The organism is Lachnoclostridium phytofermentans ISDg (assembly GCF_000018685.1).
Classification (GTDB): Bacteria; Bacillota; Clostridia; order Lachnospirales; family Lachnospiraceae; genus Lachnoclostridium; species Lachnoclostridium phytofermentans.
This window is the reverse complement of the sequence record NC_010001.1, coordinates 1,421,712-1,440,855: the sequence shown is the minus strand read 5'-3', so window position 1 is coordinate 1,440,855 and position 19,144 is coordinate 1,421,712. Positions and strand designations below refer to the sequence as shown.

The window sequence follows — 19,144 nt, the reverse complement described above, 5'->3', positions numbered from 1 at the left end:
ATCTTTATCTCTTATTCATTCATAATATCAGTGAATATTGAATCTGCTCGATGCTTTACAATCGCTGATGCATAATAAACCAATATAATCTTTAGTACATTTACCACTCTTCTTTTTGCGCCTTCGTATGGCTCAACATATGTACTTAGTGTCATGAGAATTGCTCTTTCTAACTCTTTCGGTGTGAGAATAATATCATAATCAATACTATCTAACATATCGCAAACATAATGATATAATTCTGCTTCTGAAATCAACAATACCTCCTCAGAATCCCCAAACTCTTTCTTCTTTAAATAATCGAATAGTTTAGCGATATGATCGAGTTTCATCACATCCCGTAACATCTGGATGAGTAGGATACTTGCAAGTTGATTCTCCGAATAACGCTTATCTACTGGATTTTTAACCCAACCTCGGTTAATCCAGTTTTGAATTGTTGTGGTATCCAGTCCGGTAATCTCTCTAACCTGAGCTAACATCAAGCCTTTGGTAACACGAAATACACCAAAAAATTCTCTTGAAGTAAGATCCTTGCGTTCAATTACCGTCCCTGGAAAACAAATTGCCATTTCATCACCTCCAGTTTACACGACCTTACATATAATGTCTATCTTTTCCTCTTACGTAATATAATTTTACTAGCCATTCATATGAATGTCAACCACATTCATATAAAAGCTCCCTATACTATTATAATCTTATTCAGATTGAAAAGAATAGGGAGTTCTAATTTTATAATATATATTTGTGGTACGCTTTAGCCTTTCCTTATAACATGTTCATACCCTGCTTGATTACTTACTACTTCGAATAAAAGCTTTCCATCTTCATAGAAACGGTACCGAACCTTACATGCCACGCTCTCTTTAATCCGGCGTCTCATCGCACCTTTTACTGGAGCTTTCAAGGAATGTGGTTCCTGCTTTATTACTGATACTTCAAGTAAATACTTCCCCTGAAAGATTGAAAATCCTTTTTCTGAATAAGAAACTATTTTTCCACCGAGGTAAGTCGCTAAACGATATTCCTTGCCATGATACCAGATTGCACAGATGCAACCAACAAAAGTAGTCGATAACAATGGTAATTCTGCTACCGATGCCATAATACTACCTATCGATGGCTTTTTAAAACTACATTGAGTCCATAAATAAGAGGTCGGGAACGAATGTCCCCTGTCTTTCTCTATATATCCTAACCCATCTCGAAAATCAATTCTTTTACCATTGATTACTATCGTTCCATAAACTCCATGAAGCATGCTAACAACCTCGTGCTTACAAGGAAGGAATGGTACATAATCATAATATCCCATAATAGAGTATCGTAGCGGATGAAAAGCGGGTTCATTAGAATTTACGAAATCTCCTAACACAATATCAGGTTTCATTTTAGAAGGTATTTTTTTAGTAAAGAATAAACGACCCGTAACTGTTAAATTTTCTGTATGCAGATTTATTCTCATTCCGCTCTCTGTGAAAATACTTTTCCCCAGTTTTACAAAGAACCGCCTTTTGCTTGCAAAGAATTCACTGCATGAAAAAGAACAGGAATATGCCCCTTCTTTTGTGATGATTTGTAAATTCGCACTCTTAGCACCATACTCATCAATATGAAAGGAAGGAATAATTGCAATGGTTTCTTCCTCATTTTGTTGTTTGATATACCACCCTTCAAAATACGAGGCTTTCTTATTATCACCATAAAAATACTTCATAAGTCTATCAATTTCCTTCCTGCTAAACTATAATACTTATACTAATGTAACTGTATTTTAATAATTTATTCAGTATATATTTACTTATGATATTTCTACAAGATTTTTCAAACCATTTTACTTTCGTTAACTTTTCACATTTACACCTAATCTTTGAAATAACTATAAGCTCAAAGATTTCTATAATATATTTTGAATTTCTTCACTTAAGATAGTAGCCATACGTTCGTGCGCTTTTTTCCCTGGATGATACCTTGCTCCAATCTCCTCCTCTGTCATCTTGGGAATCTCAAGTAAAGATACCTTTAAATCTTCACATTCTGTTTGATATGTATTGATTGCTTTTTGCAAGGTAGGTAGAAGAGGTTTATCAAGAATTCCATAAACCCAGAGTAAGTACGCATTTTGATTTAATCTTCGTAGTTTTCTTAAAAACGCTCGAACTGCCCATTCAAAACGATCTAAATCTTCTTCATAATAGGTGCCATCCTCGTTCTTTCGCTCCTTAAATGTTTCTCCTGTTCGTTCGTCTTGCCATTCTGGCTGATCAAATGCGCCACCATCGTTCGTACCAAGATTAATTACAATTACATCTGGCTGCCAAGCTTTAAAATCATTCTTTTCATGCGCTCCAAGTGCTTCATTTCTCTCACCCTTTAGAGGTCCACAAACTTCTTCATAGATTGGTGGTATTGCTCCATAAGGGTTATTATTCCAACTAGAGACTACACCCCAACCACTTTGAGATATAATTCGAAGATCTGCACCTAGTTTTTTAGCTAACAGGGTTGCATAATTATCTTGAGAACTAAACCACATAGAAATCCAGTCCTCTTCACATGTTGCGCCAATAGCCCCTTCCCCTGATGTAATACTATCCCCGATTACTTCGAGCTTTGCTTTACGTTCTGGTACTTTATAAAACTCTCCATCTAACTCAAAAGAGAAAACCTGGAGACAATGCTTTTCATCATCAGGCATAGCCTGAACTTCCTTAAAAATCTGAATATTTTTTATAACGTCAGGATTCATGTTTCGAAATAGACATAATTTATGCATCCCTTTTAACACCATCTGTCTACTTATGACTTCTCCATTTACTAAAACACTAATCCAAGGTTCAAAACAGTCGTAATCTGAGTAGAGCTCGACCCAAATTTCTGTACCAGATACATTTACCTCAATTCCACTACCAGTCCAAAATAATGTTAGCGGATTTCTTTCTTTGGTTGTTCTTCCATGTACCTTATAGTGTTCCACTTGCTCTAATGGAACCTTTCTCATTTCCCCCATCGTACCTCTCCTTACCTTACTAGTAATTTCACCATTATATTCCATAATATTCTCCATTATTAGGAAAGTCAAGATGTACTTGTCAATTTTTTGTCAAGTATTAGGATGTATTAGAATGAAACAAAATAATTTTTGTAATAAAAAATAAGTTCGTAAATCATTCTTTTTTTTACCTATGGTATAACAAAACTAGTAACAGATTTGGTATACCATAGAAGTAGGAAATTGAAGGTTCTCTAGAAAATAAATTTAAAGTTTTCTAGAAAATAAGTTTAAGGCTCTCTAGAAAAAAGAGTTTAAGATTCTCTAGAAAATGAGTTTAAGATTTTCAAGAAATGTAACCGTCTAATCTTACGGCTGTAAGCGATTGATATCTCTTGGGAATAATGTAGCATAGCGAACATTATTCTGATTACACAGTTTACTAGTAAATCGTTCCAGACCCAGCCCTAAACCACCATGTGGAGGCATTCCATAGCGGTGCATCATTAAGTAACTTTGAAAATCTTCTACATTCATCCCTCTCTTTAGAAGTTTATCTACCTGTTCCTTAAAATCATGAATTCTTTGCCCGCCTGTTGTTATCTCTAAACCACGAAACAAGAGGTCAAAACTTAAAGTTTCTTCTGTATTCTTAGGGTCCTCCATAGCATAAAATGGTCTTTTGCTACTTGGATAATGGGTTACAAATACAAATTCACTCCCTGTTGTTCTCTCAATAATCTCACAAAGAAGTTTCTCTTCTTCTGGTTCAAAGTCTGACATATCACAAATGGTTCGATTATATTCCTTCGCCACAAGTTCTTTGGCTTCGTTAAACCTTATTGTTGGAATTTCTTCGATAACTGGAAGCGAAATATTTAGTAGAAATAACTCTTTTTGATAATATTCCTTTAGGTAACTAAGAGTAGCCTTTAGCATACAGGATTCCATTTGCATAATTTCTTCAAAGCTTTCAATGTATCCCATTTCAAAGTCAACGCTTGTATATTCATTTAAGTGTCTTGAAGTATCATGCTTTTCTGCTCGAAAAACTGGAGCAATTTCATAAACCCGTTCAAACACTCCTACCATCATCTGTTTGTAAAATTGAGGGCTTTGAGCTAGATATGCTTCTTTTCCAAAATAATTTAAGGAAAATATATTTGCGCCTCCTTCTGCACCCATCTGAACGATCTTTGGACTATGGATCTCTGTGAACTTTTGCTCGGCAAGGAATTTACGAAAACCACCTGCTATCCCCTCTTGCAACTTAAAAATAGCTCGTTCTCTCTCATTTCGCAATGTAATCGGACGATAATTTAGTAACGTATCGATGGAAGCCTCAACTAATTTATTGTGAATTACCACAGGTGCTTCCTCTAAGGGTTTTGATAATATCTTTAGCGAAAGTAGACGTAGCTCATATCCTACCTTTGATCGCTCTTCTAAAATAACCTCTGCTTCTACCTTTACTGTAGATTCTTCGACTAATTCCTCCAGTGCAAATGTTGCAAATTCTTCTGAATATATGCATTGAACTACTGCCCTCTTCGTACGCAGTAATACAAATGCAAAGCCACTCATTTTTCTTATTTTATAGATACTCCCGTGTAATGTAACCTTTTTACCCATAAAATTTTTTAATTCCTCAGCTTCAATTCCATTCTTAATCACAATTTGTTTTATCGTATTCATAAAATTCCTCCTGACTTTAGGATAAGTCTCTTTTCTTTCTCTCTTGAGAATATGTCAAAGCAAACGTTTCATGCGCACCTTATTGGAAGAATTTTTTGTTAAGGAATGGAAGATAATTATAACGAGAAAAAAGGACCACATTCGTAATAATTACCAATGTGGTCCTTTCCAAATCAATTTTTTTATATAGCCTAGGACTATTCTAAGAAGACAGCGTCCCATCTCCCCTACAAGAAAAAGCACGTTTCGCAAACTCTTCCTTGTATAACAAGATGAATTGGCAAATCAATTCATTTGTATATAAAAAAACCGACATCAATTCCTCCACATAGGTGCAACACTTTAAGCGCTTACACCTATGATGAAATGAAAGCCGTCGGCTATCAAAACATTTCAAAGCTGCAAGCGCTATCTATCATCGTCCCTATTTTGAATTGACATCGGACTTATCAACATAATAGATACCTTCCTTCTTTCAATCAATCATAACCCAATAACATTTTTTCTAAGATTGATTCATGATTGTTAGCAAATAATGTAGCACATGATTTTACATATGTCAACCAACAACACCAACAACACCAAAAATCCTTGACATAACTTTTTAATTATGTTAATAATAGTTATGTAAATATTGTCAGTTTTTAGATACGCAGACGTATCAGAGAGGAGAGGTGTTTCATGATGAAAAATAGTAAAGTTGAGGTTTTAAACAAATAAACAATACTTCGTAACCTTTCATGATTTCGTATGTGTAATAGGCTTGCAGAATAATATCTGCAAAAATCTTGCTACCAAAAGCTTATTAAAGCTATTTGGAAATCGCACAAACACGTGAAGGCGTGTTTTTTTTGTGCCTAATTTTAGGAGGAAACTACAATGAATTTACAACAACTTGGTTTTTCTGATTATTTTAAAAGTCAGATAACTGCAAACGATATCGAGCTTTCATTAATTCCAGCACGAGTGAGTGCTGTTCATAAAGAATCTTATGAACTTATCAGTGAATATGGAGAAAGCAACGCAAAATTAAAAAGCTCATTATTTTACAAAAACTCCAAATATCTTATCTACCCAGCAGTCGGTGATTTTGTTCTTATCAAACATAATGAGCTTGGGGATGATATTATCTATCGTATTTTAAATAGAAAAAGTTACTTCACTAGGAATAATCCTGGGTTTGGCAACTACACTGGTAACGAAGGCCTTCAATCGATTGCATCTAATTTTGATTATGTATTCTTAATGGAATCTTTAAATCAGGATTTCAATGTTAGAAGAATGGAGCGCTATCTTTCCACCGCTTACGATAGCGGGGCTACACCAATCATTATCTTAACCAAAGCGGATTTATGCGATGATGTTTCAGAAAAGATTGCAATTATGGAGCAAGTGTCCTTTGGAGTAAAAGTAGTTGCAATCAGCGCAATAACTGGAGAAGGATTGGATCAATTAGTAGAATATCTAACGGAAGGTACTACTTTTGTATTCTTAGGCTCTTCTGGAATCGGAAAGTCATCACTTGTTAATGCACTTGCTGGTAAGGAAATGATGAAAGTATCTAACATACGAGAAGATGATGACAAAGGACGTCATACGACAACGCATCGCGAATTAATTAGCCTAGAAAATGGTGTTATGATTATTGATACACCAGGAATGAGAGAACTCGGATTATCGAATGTAGAATCGGGTCTTTCCTCTACGTTTCAGGATATTGATTCCTTGTCTGAATACTGTAAATTTCAAGATTGTAAACACGAGAAAGAACCTGGCTGTGCGGTGAATAAAGCCATCGAAGATGGCACTTTAAGTCTAGACAGACTTCGTTCTTACCATAAATTACAAAGGGAAGTAAGACATAGCTCTGCAAAAGCTGCTTATCAGTTAGCAAGGACAACTGATAGCAAAAGTACTTCAAAACAACAAAATTATTCTAGAAAAAAGATTGATTATTAAGAAATTATCTAAACCATAACACGTTTGGAAAATCTACCACGAATAGAATATCTATTACACGTATAGCAAATCTATCATGATATTTGAAAGCAACGATTATTGAGTAAAACAAGATAAATTGCTTGTCAATTTACTTGTCATGAACTATATATAGCTCAGAGAAATAATACCCCTGAGCTATATATAGTAAAGTAATATAATGTTAATTTCCTAAAGTAGCTAGATATTTATTATCTTAAAGTAGCTAGATATTTATTTTCCTAAAGTAGCTAGATATTTATTATCTTAAAGGAATTAGATTTATTTTCCTAAAGGAACTAGATGTTTACTTACCAAAACCTATTATATCATTTCTGCATGATTCCCATTCCGGAAATTCTCAATTAATTCTTGAGCGATACTAATACTACTCTCATTATAAGGAATCTCATCTCTAGAAAACCAGGTAGCTTCCGCAAGCTCATCCTCTTGCAGTGTGACCTTATCATCTCCATCTAAATCAGCATAAAAACCAATCATCATGGAATCTGAGAATGACCAAGGTTGACTCTTGTAATAACGTATATTTTTAATCTTTAATCCGACTTCTTCCATTACCTCACGTTTTACTGTCTCTTCAAATGTTTCTCCAACTTCTACAAATCCTGCTACTAAACCATACCTTTTATAATTTCCTCTTGCATATCTGGTTAATAGTAACCGATCTCCATTCGTTATTGCAACAATGATTGCTGGCGAAATCGTCGGATAAGTAACCTTACTACAAGCATCACAGGTATAAGCACGTTCCGTAAGACTATGTTTCATTTCTTTTCCACATCTTCCACAATATCGATTATTCAACTTAAATCGATAAAGCTGACAAGCTGTAATTCCTGCAAAAGCGTAATGTTTTGGCTTCAATGTACGAAATATCTCTTGTTTTTCAAATTGATATTCTGTTGTTAGTTCCTCTAAATTGTCATTTATCCAAAGAAAAAATGACTGATTATCTATTTGAAATAAGTACTCTGCTTCTTCAAATAGCCTATCGCTTAAGGATGGCTTTATTTTGCTTACTTCCTCAAAAGTTGGAAAGGGGCACTCAGTATCCTTTGATAAAAGTACCTCGCCTTTCGAAAACCAAATACATAGATCTTTCTCTTGAGGCTTTATATTTTTATATTCGTTTCTTAATATATGTGGTTCAATATCATGAATCATGGGAATTCCTCCAAATTATCAAATGTCAGTAATGCAATCCATTATACTCTAAACAATTCCATATGAGAAGTGTGAATTTCACACGTTACTAATCAGGCATGTTTTCAAGTGTGAGCTGGTACTCACATAAGCTTTGATACTCTGTTTCTATTGTTCTATATGTTATACTTATTATATACTAATTATTAAATATAGAATAATTTAAAGTTTGATTAAAGTACTTTGAAGATTATGTCACGCAAATTTCTATATGTTCTTATAAGAAATAAAAAAGCAGACAAGCTTAAGCTTGCCCACTAATTAATTATACCATATTAGATAACCCCTTTGGTTCACCTAACCAAAATCCCTGCGCATAATCAACGCCTATCTCACGTAAACAATTAAAAATATCCTCATTCTCTACATATTCTGCTATTGTCTTCATTCCCATTAGATGAGCAATTTCATTAATAGAAGAAACCAAGGCATAATCTATTTTGTTCGTATCGATGTCGTTGACAATAATTCCATCTATCTTTATATAATCGACTGGTAGATATTTTAAATAAGTAAAGGAAGACAAACCACTACCAAAGTCATCAAGAGCAAATCTGCAACCTAACTTCTTAAGTTCTTGAATAAACTCTTTCGCTTTCACAAAATTTGAAACCGCAGATGTTTCAGTAATCTCGAAACATACACGCTGTGGTGGTACCTGATGTTCTTCAAACTGATGACAAATAAATTCAAGAAAGCCTTCTGCATTAATTGATGTTGCTGAAATATTAATGTTATATATGAAATCATTCTCTATGGAACCAATCTGATGGAAATCATAGTTTTTACAAAAGTTTGTTATTACCCAACGATCAATATCAGTCAATTTATTATAACGCTGTGCTGCTGGTAGAAATGTTCCAGGAGATACTAGCTGCCCCTGTTCATCTTTCAAACGTATCAATGCTTCATACCCACTTAAAACCTTATCTGATACTCGAACGATGTCTTGATAAACCAAAAGAAAACGATTTTCCTCAAATGCCTTTGTTATGCTTGGCATTACTTGCATTTCTTCCTCTCTAAGAGAAAATTCCTGTTCTGATTCGCTAAATAGTTGTACTCGATTTCCACCGTTTTCTTTTGAGATATAACATGCTTGATCTGCTGCGGATATCACTTTTGATACCTCATATAAATCTCTATTTATAATCACAGCACCAATACTGACACCTAGGGTAAATACTTTTTCTTCCCATACAAAACGGAATTTTTTCACTGTCTCACAGAGATTTTCTGCAATTTCTAGGCCTTCCACTTGACTTATTCCGTTTAATAACACGCCAAATTCATCTCCACCAATACGTGCAAGGGTATCTTGTTCTCTAAGATTTTGTTTCATCATTAAAGTGAGATGCTTAATCAACTCATCTCCAGCATGGTGACCACATACATCATTGACTATTTTAAATTTATCTAAATCTAGAAACAAAAACATCGACATCTCTTCTGGATATAATAATATCATATTCGAACACGCTTGGATTTCCTTTTCAAGTGCATATCGATTGCTAAGCCCAGTTAACATGTCATGATTTGCCTGATAACGTATCGACTCCTCGGATTTTTTACGCTCCGAGATATCCTTTGCTATACATACAAAATGAACTTGCCCTGAGTTATCTTCTGTCATTACCGTACTACTAATTAATACCGGAATTGCATTTTTCTCTTTTGTGTGAATAATCACCTCGTAATCACTATATTGTCGATGCGTAATGATTGTATTTTTCCAATGTTCTATTACTTGTTCTTGAATTTGAGGAAAAAATATGGATACCGAAGACCCAACCAATTCCTCTTTTGAATATCCAAACATCTTTTTTGTTGCTTCATTTACAGTTTCGATACAAAAATCTGCGTCTGCTACGACCAACGCATCGGAAATATTAGATATAACATTTCTTAAATAGCTCTTGGATACTGTACTCTGTCCTATAAAATCAATCATCTGATTATAGGAATCCGCCAACTTTCCTATTTCATCTTTTTGATCTATCTCAACCTTTGATACCCCTTCCATGCCATTAACTAAGATATCTTTCGTCGCTTTATGAAGCTTAATTAAAGGTTTCGTAATCCAACGATTTAATAAATAAATACTAATAACCATAGCTACCAATAATATTAGTATAGCTATAACAACTGTTGAAAAAGAAAGAAATTTTACTGCTCTTTCATAACTTCTGCTGCAATATCCTGCAACAATATAAGAATTAGTTTCACCTCTTACTGTGACAGGCAGACTACATATGTAATATTCCTCATTATTAGATTCGATCGTTTTAATATCTTCATCCATATGATCCAAACTTCTTAAATAGCCAATGATATCCTCAGAAATCTCATTATACTGATTACCGCTATGAAATAAAATGTTCCCATCCAAATCAAAGGTAATAGCAAATTTAAAATTTTCTGTTTCTTTAAAAGCAGCTATACTTTGCTCATCGAATCCATCAATCTCATCTATTTTTATACCCGCATATAGCATTCGTACAACCTGAGCGCGTAATCCTCGCGTAGTAGATAACACTTCCTTTGAAAATGCTTTCTCTAATTCAGCCTTCAATATATGGTCACTAATTGTATAATTAGCAATTATGGTAATTGATAATACTACTCCCATGATTAAAATTATCTTTATTTTTATTTTGTCTAGCATATATTTCTCCAAGCAAGTCCTTTTCCATTACAAATATTTATTAATAATCGGTAAAGCAATTTCTATAAACAGGAAAATGCTCACTTTGCGAACTTTTCCTTATTAATAATAAAAAAATCCAGATCTTTCACCTGGATTCTTTTCTGTAACCTGGCAATCGTTGATATTATGATATCCTTAGACCCATAGCTTTGCGTCCTAATCTTTCAATTAGTTTGCTAAATTTATAATTACTTATGTTAATACAGTAAATAAATCATTTAACATATCAACACTTTACTTGAATTAAATGGATAGAATTTGATATGCTAATTATTATACCATTATAAAATGTGACAAACAATGGCGATATCATTAAGTATTTGCTACTTATTTTTATTTTTTGGTATAATATAGATAAAAAATGAGGTGTATTTATGGATAAATTGCTAAACATTCAAACAGAAGGTATTCAACGAGATGGGAAAGATACTTTTCATTTTCATCGATATGAACCTACTCCTTATGAGGTGCTCGACCAACTCTTTCATGTCTATCCGCTGAGTAAAGATGATATCCTTGTTGATTTTGGTTGTGGAAAAGGACGGCTAAATTTTTATATTCATCACAGGTTTCATTGTAAGACTGTCGGTGTTGAATATAATGATGAATTTTATCGGTGTGCTATAAAAAATTTAGAATCATACAATGGCCCTAAAAAAGAAGCAATTCGATTTGAATCCATCTATGCTACCGCTTATGAGGTTGGCGAGGACGATTCGGTTTTTTATTTCTTTAATCCATTTTCCTTTCCTATCTTTAGTAGTGTTGTTCATCACATATTAGACTCTGTACTTAAGCATCCTCGTAAGGTATCCTTAATTCTTTATTATCCAGATGAGGAATATACAAACTTTTTAAATCAACAAACTCCATTTCAATTGGAAAAAGACGTGGAAGTTTATGCTATTCATAGCAATGATATTAGGGATCGATACATGATATACTCCTATGATGCTTCCTAATATAATATCTAATTTTTCTATCCCATAATTTTTCTATTCCATAATTTTTCTATCCCATAATTTTTAGATCCATTTTTCTTATAAATAAAGATTGGGATAACTTAGAGCCAAATCAATAATAATATCTGAATATCTATAAGTAGCTTGCGCCGAAACATAAATATAGGCGCACAGCTGCCTAATCTATACATCCATAATTTCTTATTATTTATTTGTATAATCATTTTTGTTTGTTCTTAAGCCATATTTCCTCTAATCTTTTTATAAATCTTCAAAAACAAGGAAATGCACGCTTCACGTACTTTTACTTGTCATAATAATCTGATTTTAATACCTTCCATTAAAAAATAGTAGATTTATTTTACTACAATTTCATATATTGGTTATTGTTGTAGCGTTATCGTTAACAAAGAATAGCAATTTTAACATATTAATGACGTAATCCCAAGAACCCTTTGTTCAATATTGTAAAAAAACTACTCTCGGTTTTCGACATAAAAAGATTTTTTTGTACATATTGTTGACAAATTCGACATTACCACCTATAATCAGTGTGTAACGTTATCGAACACGGTAACTTTCAAAAAAACACAACTCAAAGGAAAATATGAGGTGAGAGGATGAGCGAAGAACTTTTTCGTATGGAGGGTATCAGCAAATCATTCCCCGGTGTAAAAGCATTAGATAATGTATCATTATCTGTTAACAAGGGCGAGGTTCACGGCCTAGTTGGAGAAAATGGTGCTGGAAAATCCACTTTAATGAAAATTATGACCGGCGTTTATCAAGCTGATAAGGGTGATATTTATATTGAAAATGAAAAAGTAGTGATTGATTCTGTTGCAAAAGCACACGAATATGGAATCAGCATTATTTTTCAAGAATTAACACTTTGCCGACATTTAACAGTTGCAGATAATATCTTTATTGGGCGTCCCCCAGTAAAGGGAGTATTTATCAGTGACAAACAGATGCATCGCGAAGCTAAAAAGATTCTTGATAATCTTGGCATTAATATTAATACGCATACAATGGTATCCACTTTAAGTGTTGCTCAGCAACAAATGGTGGAAATAGCAAAAGCTATTTCTTATAATTCAAGAATTTTAGTATTGGATGAGCCTACTGCAACACTAACAGAGCGTGAAATCGAGCAATTATTTGTAATTATTCGTAATCTGCAAAAAAAAGGTGTTGGAATGGTATATATTTCTCATCGTATGGATGAACTTAAGCAAATATGTGAACGCGCTACAGTTATTCGAGATGGACAATATATCGGAACAAGAAGCTTAAGTGACATTACTTTAGATGAATTGGTTAATATGATTGTTGGACGTTCCCTTGAAGATAAATTTCCAAAATACGAACGTAAAATTGGAGATGTCGCTCTTGAGGTACGCAATCTTCATCGTGGAAATAAAGTGAATGTTGACCATTTAAAAGTTCACAAAGGTGAAATTCTTGGAATATCCGGACTTGTAGGAGCTGGTAGAACCGAAATCATGAGATGTATCTTCGGAGCTGATAAAGCTGATTCTATGGAATTAACCATGGATGGTGTACCGGTTACTATTAATTCTGTAGCTCAGGCCATTAAACATGGACTTGCTTATGCAACAGAAGACCGTAAGTACGATGGTTTGGCTCTTGACCTTGACATAGAGTACAATACCAACATGGCACATCTTCATGAACTTTCAAGATTTGGGTTCATAAACGATAAAGAAGGTGCCAAAAACGCTGAAAAATACAGAAGACTTATGAACACTAAAACACCTACCTTAAGAAAACCTGCCGGTCAGCTTTCTGGCGGTAATCAGCAAAAAATTGTTTTATCCAAGTGGATGTGCAATGATATTAAAGTTCTAATCGTGGATGAACCAACACGTGGAATTGACGTAGGTGCTAAATTTGAAATTTATCAAATTTTCAACAAACTAAGTGATTCTGGTGTTGCAATTATTATGATTTCTTCTGAACTTCCAGAAGTTCTTGGAATGAGTGATCGTGTTCTGGTAATTCACGAGGGAAGTATCAATGGTGAATTGGATGCTAAAAAGACCTCTCAGGAAGAGATCCTCTATCTTGCCGCAGGTTATAACAAGCTGGAAGGAAAACCAGCCCCTACAATTTCTTAAGGAGTTTATATTATGGCTAATACTAAAACAAATGGAGTAGCCGACAAAGCTGGTAACAGCAAAGTTGGTTTTTACAGTAATCTTGGAGTATCCACTAAACGAGCAATTTCTTCATCCTTCGTACTCGCTTTATTATTTATGATATTTGCTATATTGAAGCCGGACCAGTTTTTATCCGCTAACAATATGCAGAACCTTTTACAACAGATCGTAACATACACAATCATTGGTTGTGGTTTAACATTTTGTCTTGTCTGCGGTGGTAACGACTTATCAGCAGGTGCATCTATGGCTCTCTCTGGTATTATCGTTGTTTTAATGCTTAAGCAAGGCGTTCCTCTATGGATTGGTATTTTAGTTTGCTTAACCATGGGTATTCTTACTGGTATCATGAACGGATTTTTCATTGAAATTCTTGGTGTTATTCCTTTCGTAGCTACCCTTGGTACACAATGGGTTTACAGAGGTCTTGCCAATGCTATCGTAAATGGTGCACCAGTGTACACTACTTCTATTCCAAGTCAAAAAGTTCAAGATCAATTTTATAAACTTGGTGGTGGTCGTTTCCCTGGCGGTTTGTCATACAGCGTTGTTATTGCACTTGTTTATGCAATAATTCTTGGTGTTGTACTTGCTAAAACAAGAATTGGTCGTCAGATTTATGCATGTGGTTCTAACTTAGAGGCAGCAAAGCTATCTGGTATTAACGTAGTAAGAACACGTATGTTTGCTTATTGCATCAGTGGTCTTTCTGCAGCTATCTGTGGTATTTTAGTTACTTCCCGTTTAAGTTCCGCTCAGCCTACAGCAGGTACTGGTTACGAGATGGAAGCGATTGCAGCAGCTGTACTTGGTGGTATCTCCATTGCAGGTGGTGAAGGTGTTATCCTAAATACTGTTATTGGTGCATTAATGATGGGTATTATCCGTAATGGTCTTAACCTAATAAAGGTTAACTCATTCTGGCAAATGGTTATCATCGGATTAATTTTAGTACTTGCAGTTGCTAGACAGATGTACCGTCATCGTAAAAATAATTCTTCCGCTCCATCTCCATTTAAGGCAATAGTAAGCCGTTTATTTCATAAATAATCGGTAACTATAAAAAGAAAGTAACTTAAAAGAAGTTACGGGCAAAAGATATCTCTTTCACCCATCTAGTTTGTTCCAGCGCTGCAATCGCAAACTAGATTTTCATCAAATGTAGCGCAGAAAGAGGATAATTATGAAAAAATTATTAAGCATGATGCTTGCCCTTGTAATGGTATTCAGCCTTACAGCATGTGGAAGCACAAACAAGAGCAAAGATAGCTCTGAAGGTGAAAAAACAATTTATGTTATCGTTAAGGTTCTTGGTAACCAGTATTGGTCTGTTGTTCAGGCTGGTGCTGAAAAAGCAGGAAAAGATCTTGGATGTAAAGTAGTTATCGTTGGTACTGCTGCAGAATCCGATATCGAAGGTCAAGTTCGTTACATTCAGGATGCTATCTCAGCTAAAGCTGATGCAATCGTAGTTGCACCACTTGACAGAACAGCATTAAAGAATCCTATTTCAGAGCAGTTTAAATCAGGTACTCCTATCGTTTTAATTGACTCCAGCGTTGAGGGAGAAGATTACAGTACAGCTCTTATGACAGATAACGTTGAAGCTGGTAGAATGGCTGCAAAAGAAATGATCGCTAGATTAAAAGCTAAAGGCGTTGCAGAAGATAAAGAAGGAACTATCGCTATCCAGGCTGGTTCTACAGGTTCTATGGCAATCAATGATCGTCTTAAGGGATTCAATGAGTACTGGGGTGAGAACGCACCAGCTTCTTGGAAAGTTTTAAATGACGACATTAAGATCAATGATGGTGATATCAGCAAGGCTGTTGCATTCTGTCAGGACTTCTTAACTACTTATACAAACTTAATCGGTGTATTTGGTCCTAACAATGGTTCTACTGTAGGTTTCGTAACTGGTTTAACAGAAGCAAAACGTACTGACTTAACAATGATCGGTTTCGACTTCTCTAACGAAATTGAGCAAATGATCCGTGGTGGTGAATATGATGTTGCTTCTATGGTTCAGCGTCAATATATGATGGGATATGACGGTGTTAAAACTGCTCTTGAGTTAGCAAATGGCGGTAAAGTAGAAAACAAAATCGTTGATACAGGCGTTTTAGTTGTTGACAATAAAAACGTTGATAGCGAAGATGTTCAGGGCATCATCAACCCAGGTAAATAATTGATTCGAAATAATTAATTAAAATATAAATTAAGAAGAGCACTCCATGGAGGATAACTCCTGAAGTGCTCTTCTTTTGTAACTTATTTTATATCTTCTTATCAAACTTCATTTATTTACTTCATTACTCTTCATCTTACTTCTCTAGCACTTATTTTATTTCTTTATTTACTTCTCTTCTTACAACTTCCGTACTTCTTTCTCACTGCTCTTTTAACATTAGAAAGGTGCTAAGACATTTTAATTTGCTGATATCCAGAAGTTCATTCTATCTTCACTAAATTCTAAGATAAAATGCAAAGAATGAAAATACTCTGCTAATAATTCCTCTAATATTCGCCTCTTTTGATCATTCTTATCATCGTTTAGGTCCTCTATCCATAGGGATTGTTTTCCACAAGCATCTCTTAGATGTATCTGGTAAGGCAAATCTGCCTCCTTAATCTTTTGATTCAAGGTAAGCACTTCTGCAATTGAGATATACTTCATTTGGCTTCCTCCATTGTTCTATAATTTTATTTTCTTTATTATACTCTTGCGCTCATCAAATTACTAGAGGAGTATCTTCTTAAGCCTTTATTGAATATCCAAAAGGCGATTACTGTTAACACTACTGCAAATACTGTAACAGCAACAAGATTAATTACTTTAAATTCTCTTAATATTAGGATTGGTAGGTAATTTACAATTCCAACTGGAATAATGGTATATAACAATAATCGAACGGTTCCTTTAAATATTCCTTCTGGATAGGTAGAAAAATTAATCATCGCCCCATTTAGATTATCCGCCAGTATATCCCCTCTAACAATTAAAAAGGATGAGCTTCCAACAATAACTGCAAATGCCGTCAGAGTAATTCCACCGAGTACTGTAAAATAGGTAAATAATAAAAGTCTTTGGATACTAAAATCAAAGATGATAATAACCAGAAACCCATAGATAAGGTCTCCAATCGCTGAAGTACTGCTACTAGAACAACAAATACTTAGCAAAGTATTCTTTGGCTGGACTAAAAAGGCATCTAATTTCCCATTCATGATTAAATTTGGTAGTTGAAATGCTCCGCTAAAGAAGATACGGGATATTCCAAAAGTACTTGCTGTGAGTGCCCAAAGGGTTAAAACATCGTTCATCTCATATCCCCCGATGTCTTTCTTTAACTGAAACAAAATCAGCCATTGGATAATAAAGCTTGCATTATTTAAGATCATAAAGATAACATTCATTAGAAAACTTGCACGATTAATCATTTCTCTCATCAAATTATATTTTACTGATAACCATACTATTTTTAATTCTTTCTTAACCACCGTTAACATTTAATCGCTTCACCCCTCTCTGGTATAATAGAGTTAATATTGTAACAGCAATTACAATATAGACAATCTGTGCAAAAACAACTTGAAGAAACATCTCCATACTAAAATCAATAATTAACTTAGCCGGACCATAAGTAATTACAAAAATCGGAGAACATTTAATCACTGGTTGAAGCCAAATAGGAAACATCTCCACAGGAAACAAAGTTCCGATAACTAAGATCAATTTGTCATACATCCAATGGATTGGCTTTGCATCTTCTATCCAAAAGGAACTGATGCTAATTATAATACGTATCAAAGCATTCACAAATAAGCCTAGTATAAACGTAATAGCAATAAAAGGGAGATATTGAAATTGAAAGCTTGATAATTTTCCTGCAAATAATAGCCCCATTAGGATACCAACAAATAAATACAAAAACAGTTTTATCGTTACATCACCAAAGTGCTTTGCAATTGTATAATATAAATAGTTGTATGGTTTATTTAGTCCATAGGCGATCGAACCACTTTTAATATCACTACTAATTTGGTTGGTCAGTAACCCATTTCGATTACCAAACCACATAATTTCTGTAAGTATGACATACCAGATCATCTGTGTCATTGAATAGCCTTCGATAAGGTTTGACGAATCTGAATAAATGTATTGCCATAAATTTAAAAATATAAAAATAATAAGAACAAAAGTTATAAAGCTCAAAAAGATATTAACTATATATTGTAAATTTTCCATTAAGGTTGTTTTATAAATAAATAGATATTTTCTCATTTTACCTCGATTCTGACGCTTCGCGCCTTTTCTTAAGGAATAGCATTTAACCTCTTTCCTTATAAATTTGAGTTATTATTTTCTCAAGTGGTACATTGGAAATAGTAATGTCCATCAAGTTATCTGTATCAAGCCACTTTAAAACCTCTTGAATACTAATTACCTTCGTATCTACTTCAAGCTTTAAATTCACACCCTTACTTTTAAGTACTGTAACACCTTCGATTCTTGGAAGCGTGGTCTCCTCCTTCATCTTTATCTCAATCATTTTCTTATCAAGATAATGGTACTTTACCTTCTCCATTGAATCATCGAGAACAATCTTCCCATGATTTACTATAATAATTCTCTTGCACAATTTCTCTATATCACCAACATCATGGCTAGTTAAAAAAACTGTCATACCAAACTCTTTGTTCATCTTCTTAATCAAGGTACGGATATTTTCTTTAACAACTGGATCAAGTCCAATTGTTGGCTCATCTAAAAATAATATTTTGGGTTTATGTATCAGTGATGCAACTATCTCACATCGTATCCGCTGCCCAAGAGACAAATTTCGCACTGGAGTATTGATAAACTCGCTTAGTTCAAATGTATTCTTTAGCTCGTCTATGCGAGCTTCTACTTCCTCTTCAGCGATATCATATACTGCTCCAAAGAACTTAAAATTATCATACGGGGTCAAATGTGTCCATAACTGCTCCTTTTGGCCAAATACAGTACCAATCTTATAGGCAAGTTGTTTTCTTTTTTTGCATGGATTAATATCTTCTACCAAAGCGTCTCCTGCACTTGGATATAAAATTCCGGTTAGCATTTTAATTGTGGTACTTTTTCCAGCACCATTAGGCCCAATGAATGCTATAATCTCGCCTTCCGCTATATTAAAATTAATATTCTCCACCGCTTTTATTTCCTTATAGCTAGGTTTTACGATGGAGAGAAGGCTTCCCTTAAGCCCTTTACGTTTTTCTTTTACTTGAAATGTCTTTGATAAGTTCCTTGCCTGAATTATCATTCTCTGTTCCATATATTCTCCTCCCTTTATAGCCAGATCATAAAGATATGTAATAAAAAAACCGCTATCCCTAACGTTTCAGAATAAAATATTCC

Annotated in this window: 15 protein-coding genes and 1 riboswitch; of the genes, 5 read left to right on the top strand and 10 right to left on the bottom strand. The window is 34.2% G+C overall.

Translation table 11 applies throughout. The annotated features are described in order from the left end of the window. Positions 1–11: 11 nt before the first annotated feature. From CPHY_RS20655 to aspS, 4 genes are all read right to left on the bottom strand, one after another. The gene (locus CPHY_RS20655) at positions 12–572 is read right to left on the bottom strand and encodes a DUF1836 domain-containing protein (RefSeq protein ID WP_012199168.1); all 561 of its coding nucleotides are present in this window, start codon (positions 570–572) and stop codon (positions 12–14) included. A 188-nt stretch (positions 573–760) separates the two neighbouring features. Beyond that, a complete protein-coding gene (locus tag CPHY_RS06010) occupies positions 761–1,720 on the bottom strand; it encodes a tocopherol cyclase family protein (RefSeq protein WP_012199167.1) in 960 nt (319 codons plus the stop codon). A gap of 180 nt (positions 1,721–1,900) precedes the next feature. Beyond that, complete coding sequence (locus CPHY_RS06005; RefSeq protein ID WP_012199166.1) at positions 1,901–3,058, bottom strand: SGNH/GDSL hydrolase family protein; 1,158 nt, start codon at positions 3,056–3,058, stop codon at positions 1,901–1,903. A gap of 306 nt (positions 3,059–3,364) precedes the next feature. Then, complete coding sequence (gene aspS / locus CPHY_RS06000) at positions 3,365–4,690, bottom strand: aspartate--tRNA(Asn) ligase (RefSeq protein WP_012199165.1); 1,326 nt, start codon at positions 4,688–4,690, stop codon at positions 3,365–3,367. Positions 4,691–5,569: 879 nt separating this feature from the next. Here aspS and rsgA point away from each other — a divergent pair. After that, positions 5,570–6,649, top strand: coding sequence for a ribosome small subunit-dependent GTPase A (rsgA, locus tag CPHY_RS05995; protein WP_012199164.1), 1,080 nt, complete (start codon positions 5,570–5,572; stop codon positions 6,647–6,649). A 342-nt stretch (positions 6,650–6,991) separates the two neighbouring features. Here the strand turns inward: rsgA and nudC are convergent, their stop codons facing one another. Together nudC and CPHY_RS05985 are read right to left on the bottom strand one after the other, a co-directional pair. Continuing rightward, positions 6,992–7,852 carry an NAD(+) diphosphatase gene (gene nudC, locus CPHY_RS05990; protein WP_012199163.1) on the bottom strand — a complete coding sequence of 287 codons (861 nt, stop codon included), beginning with the start codon at positions 7,850–7,852 and terminating at the stop codon, positions 6,992–6,994. A 304-nt stretch (positions 7,853–8,156) separates the two neighbouring features. Next, on the bottom strand, positions 8,157–10,556 hold the full coding sequence (locus CPHY_RS05985; RefSeq protein ID WP_012199162.1) for an EAL domain-containing protein: 2,400 nt from the start codon (positions 10,554–10,556) through the stop codon (positions 8,157–8,159). A 141-nt stretch (positions 10,557–10,697) separates the two neighbouring features. Next, a riboswitch (cyclic di-GMP riboswitch) is annotated at positions 10,698–10,786 on the bottom strand. 186 nt (positions 10,787–10,972) lie between these two features. Between CPHY_RS05985 and CPHY_RS05980 the strand changes: the two genes are divergently transcribed. The 4 genes from CPHY_RS05980 to CPHY_RS05965 all read left to right on the top strand — a co-directional run bounded on the left by CPHY_RS05980 (position 10,973) and on the right by CPHY_RS05965 (position 15,931). Next, positions 10,973–11,560, top strand: coding sequence for a class I SAM-dependent methyltransferase (locus tag CPHY_RS05980; RefSeq protein WP_012199161.1), 588 nt, complete (start codon positions 10,973–10,975; stop codon positions 11,558–11,560). Positions 11,561–12,180: 620 nt separating this feature from the next. Beyond that, the gene (locus tag CPHY_RS05975; protein WP_012199159.1) at positions 12,181–13,701 is read left to right on the top strand and encodes a sugar ABC transporter ATP-binding protein; all 1,521 of its coding nucleotides are present in this window, start codon (positions 12,181–12,183) and stop codon (positions 13,699–13,701) included. 12 nt (positions 13,702–13,713) lie between these two features. Continuing rightward, the gene (locus CPHY_RS05970; protein ID WP_012199158.1) at positions 13,714–14,793 is read left to right on the top strand and encodes an ABC transporter permease; all 1,080 of its coding nucleotides are present in this window, start codon (positions 13,714–13,716) and stop codon (positions 14,791–14,793) included. A gap of 133 nt (positions 14,794–14,926) precedes the next feature. Then, positions 14,927–15,931 (top strand): ABC transporter substrate-binding protein, encoded by a 1,005-nt coding sequence (locus CPHY_RS05965; RefSeq protein WP_012199157.1) that lies wholly within the window; start codon positions 14,927–14,929, stop codon positions 15,929–15,931. A 240-nt stretch (positions 15,932–16,171) separates the two neighbouring features. Here the strand turns inward: CPHY_RS05965 and CPHY_RS05960 are convergent, their stop codons facing one another. The 4 genes from CPHY_RS05960 to CPHY_RS05945 form a co-directional block, all read right to left on the bottom strand. Continuing rightward, positions 16,172–16,420 (bottom strand): RDAC family protein, encoded by a 249-nt coding sequence (locus CPHY_RS05960; RefSeq protein ID WP_012199155.1) that lies wholly within the window; start codon positions 16,418–16,420, stop codon positions 16,172–16,174. 38 nt (positions 16,421–16,458) lie between these two features. Beyond that, positions 16,459–17,253 carry an ABC transporter permease gene (locus CPHY_RS05955; protein ID WP_012199154.1) on the bottom strand — a complete coding sequence of 265 codons (795 nt, stop codon included), beginning with the start codon at positions 17,251–17,253 and terminating at the stop codon, positions 16,459–16,461. Continuing rightward, complete coding sequence (locus CPHY_RS05950) at positions 17,237–17,863, bottom strand: ABC transporter permease (protein ID WP_157668664.1); 627 nt, start codon at positions 17,861–17,863, stop codon at positions 17,237–17,239. The genes CPHY_RS05955 and CPHY_RS05950 overlap by 17 nt, the downstream gene beginning before the upstream one ends. 211 nt (positions 17,864–18,074) lie before the next feature. After that, positions 18,075–19,061: an ABC transporter ATP-binding protein gene (locus tag CPHY_RS05945; protein WP_012199152.1), complete on the bottom strand. Its 987-nt coding sequence runs from the start codon at positions 19,059–19,061 to the stop codon at positions 18,075–18,077. Positions 19,062–19,144 lie beyond the last annotated feature (83 nt).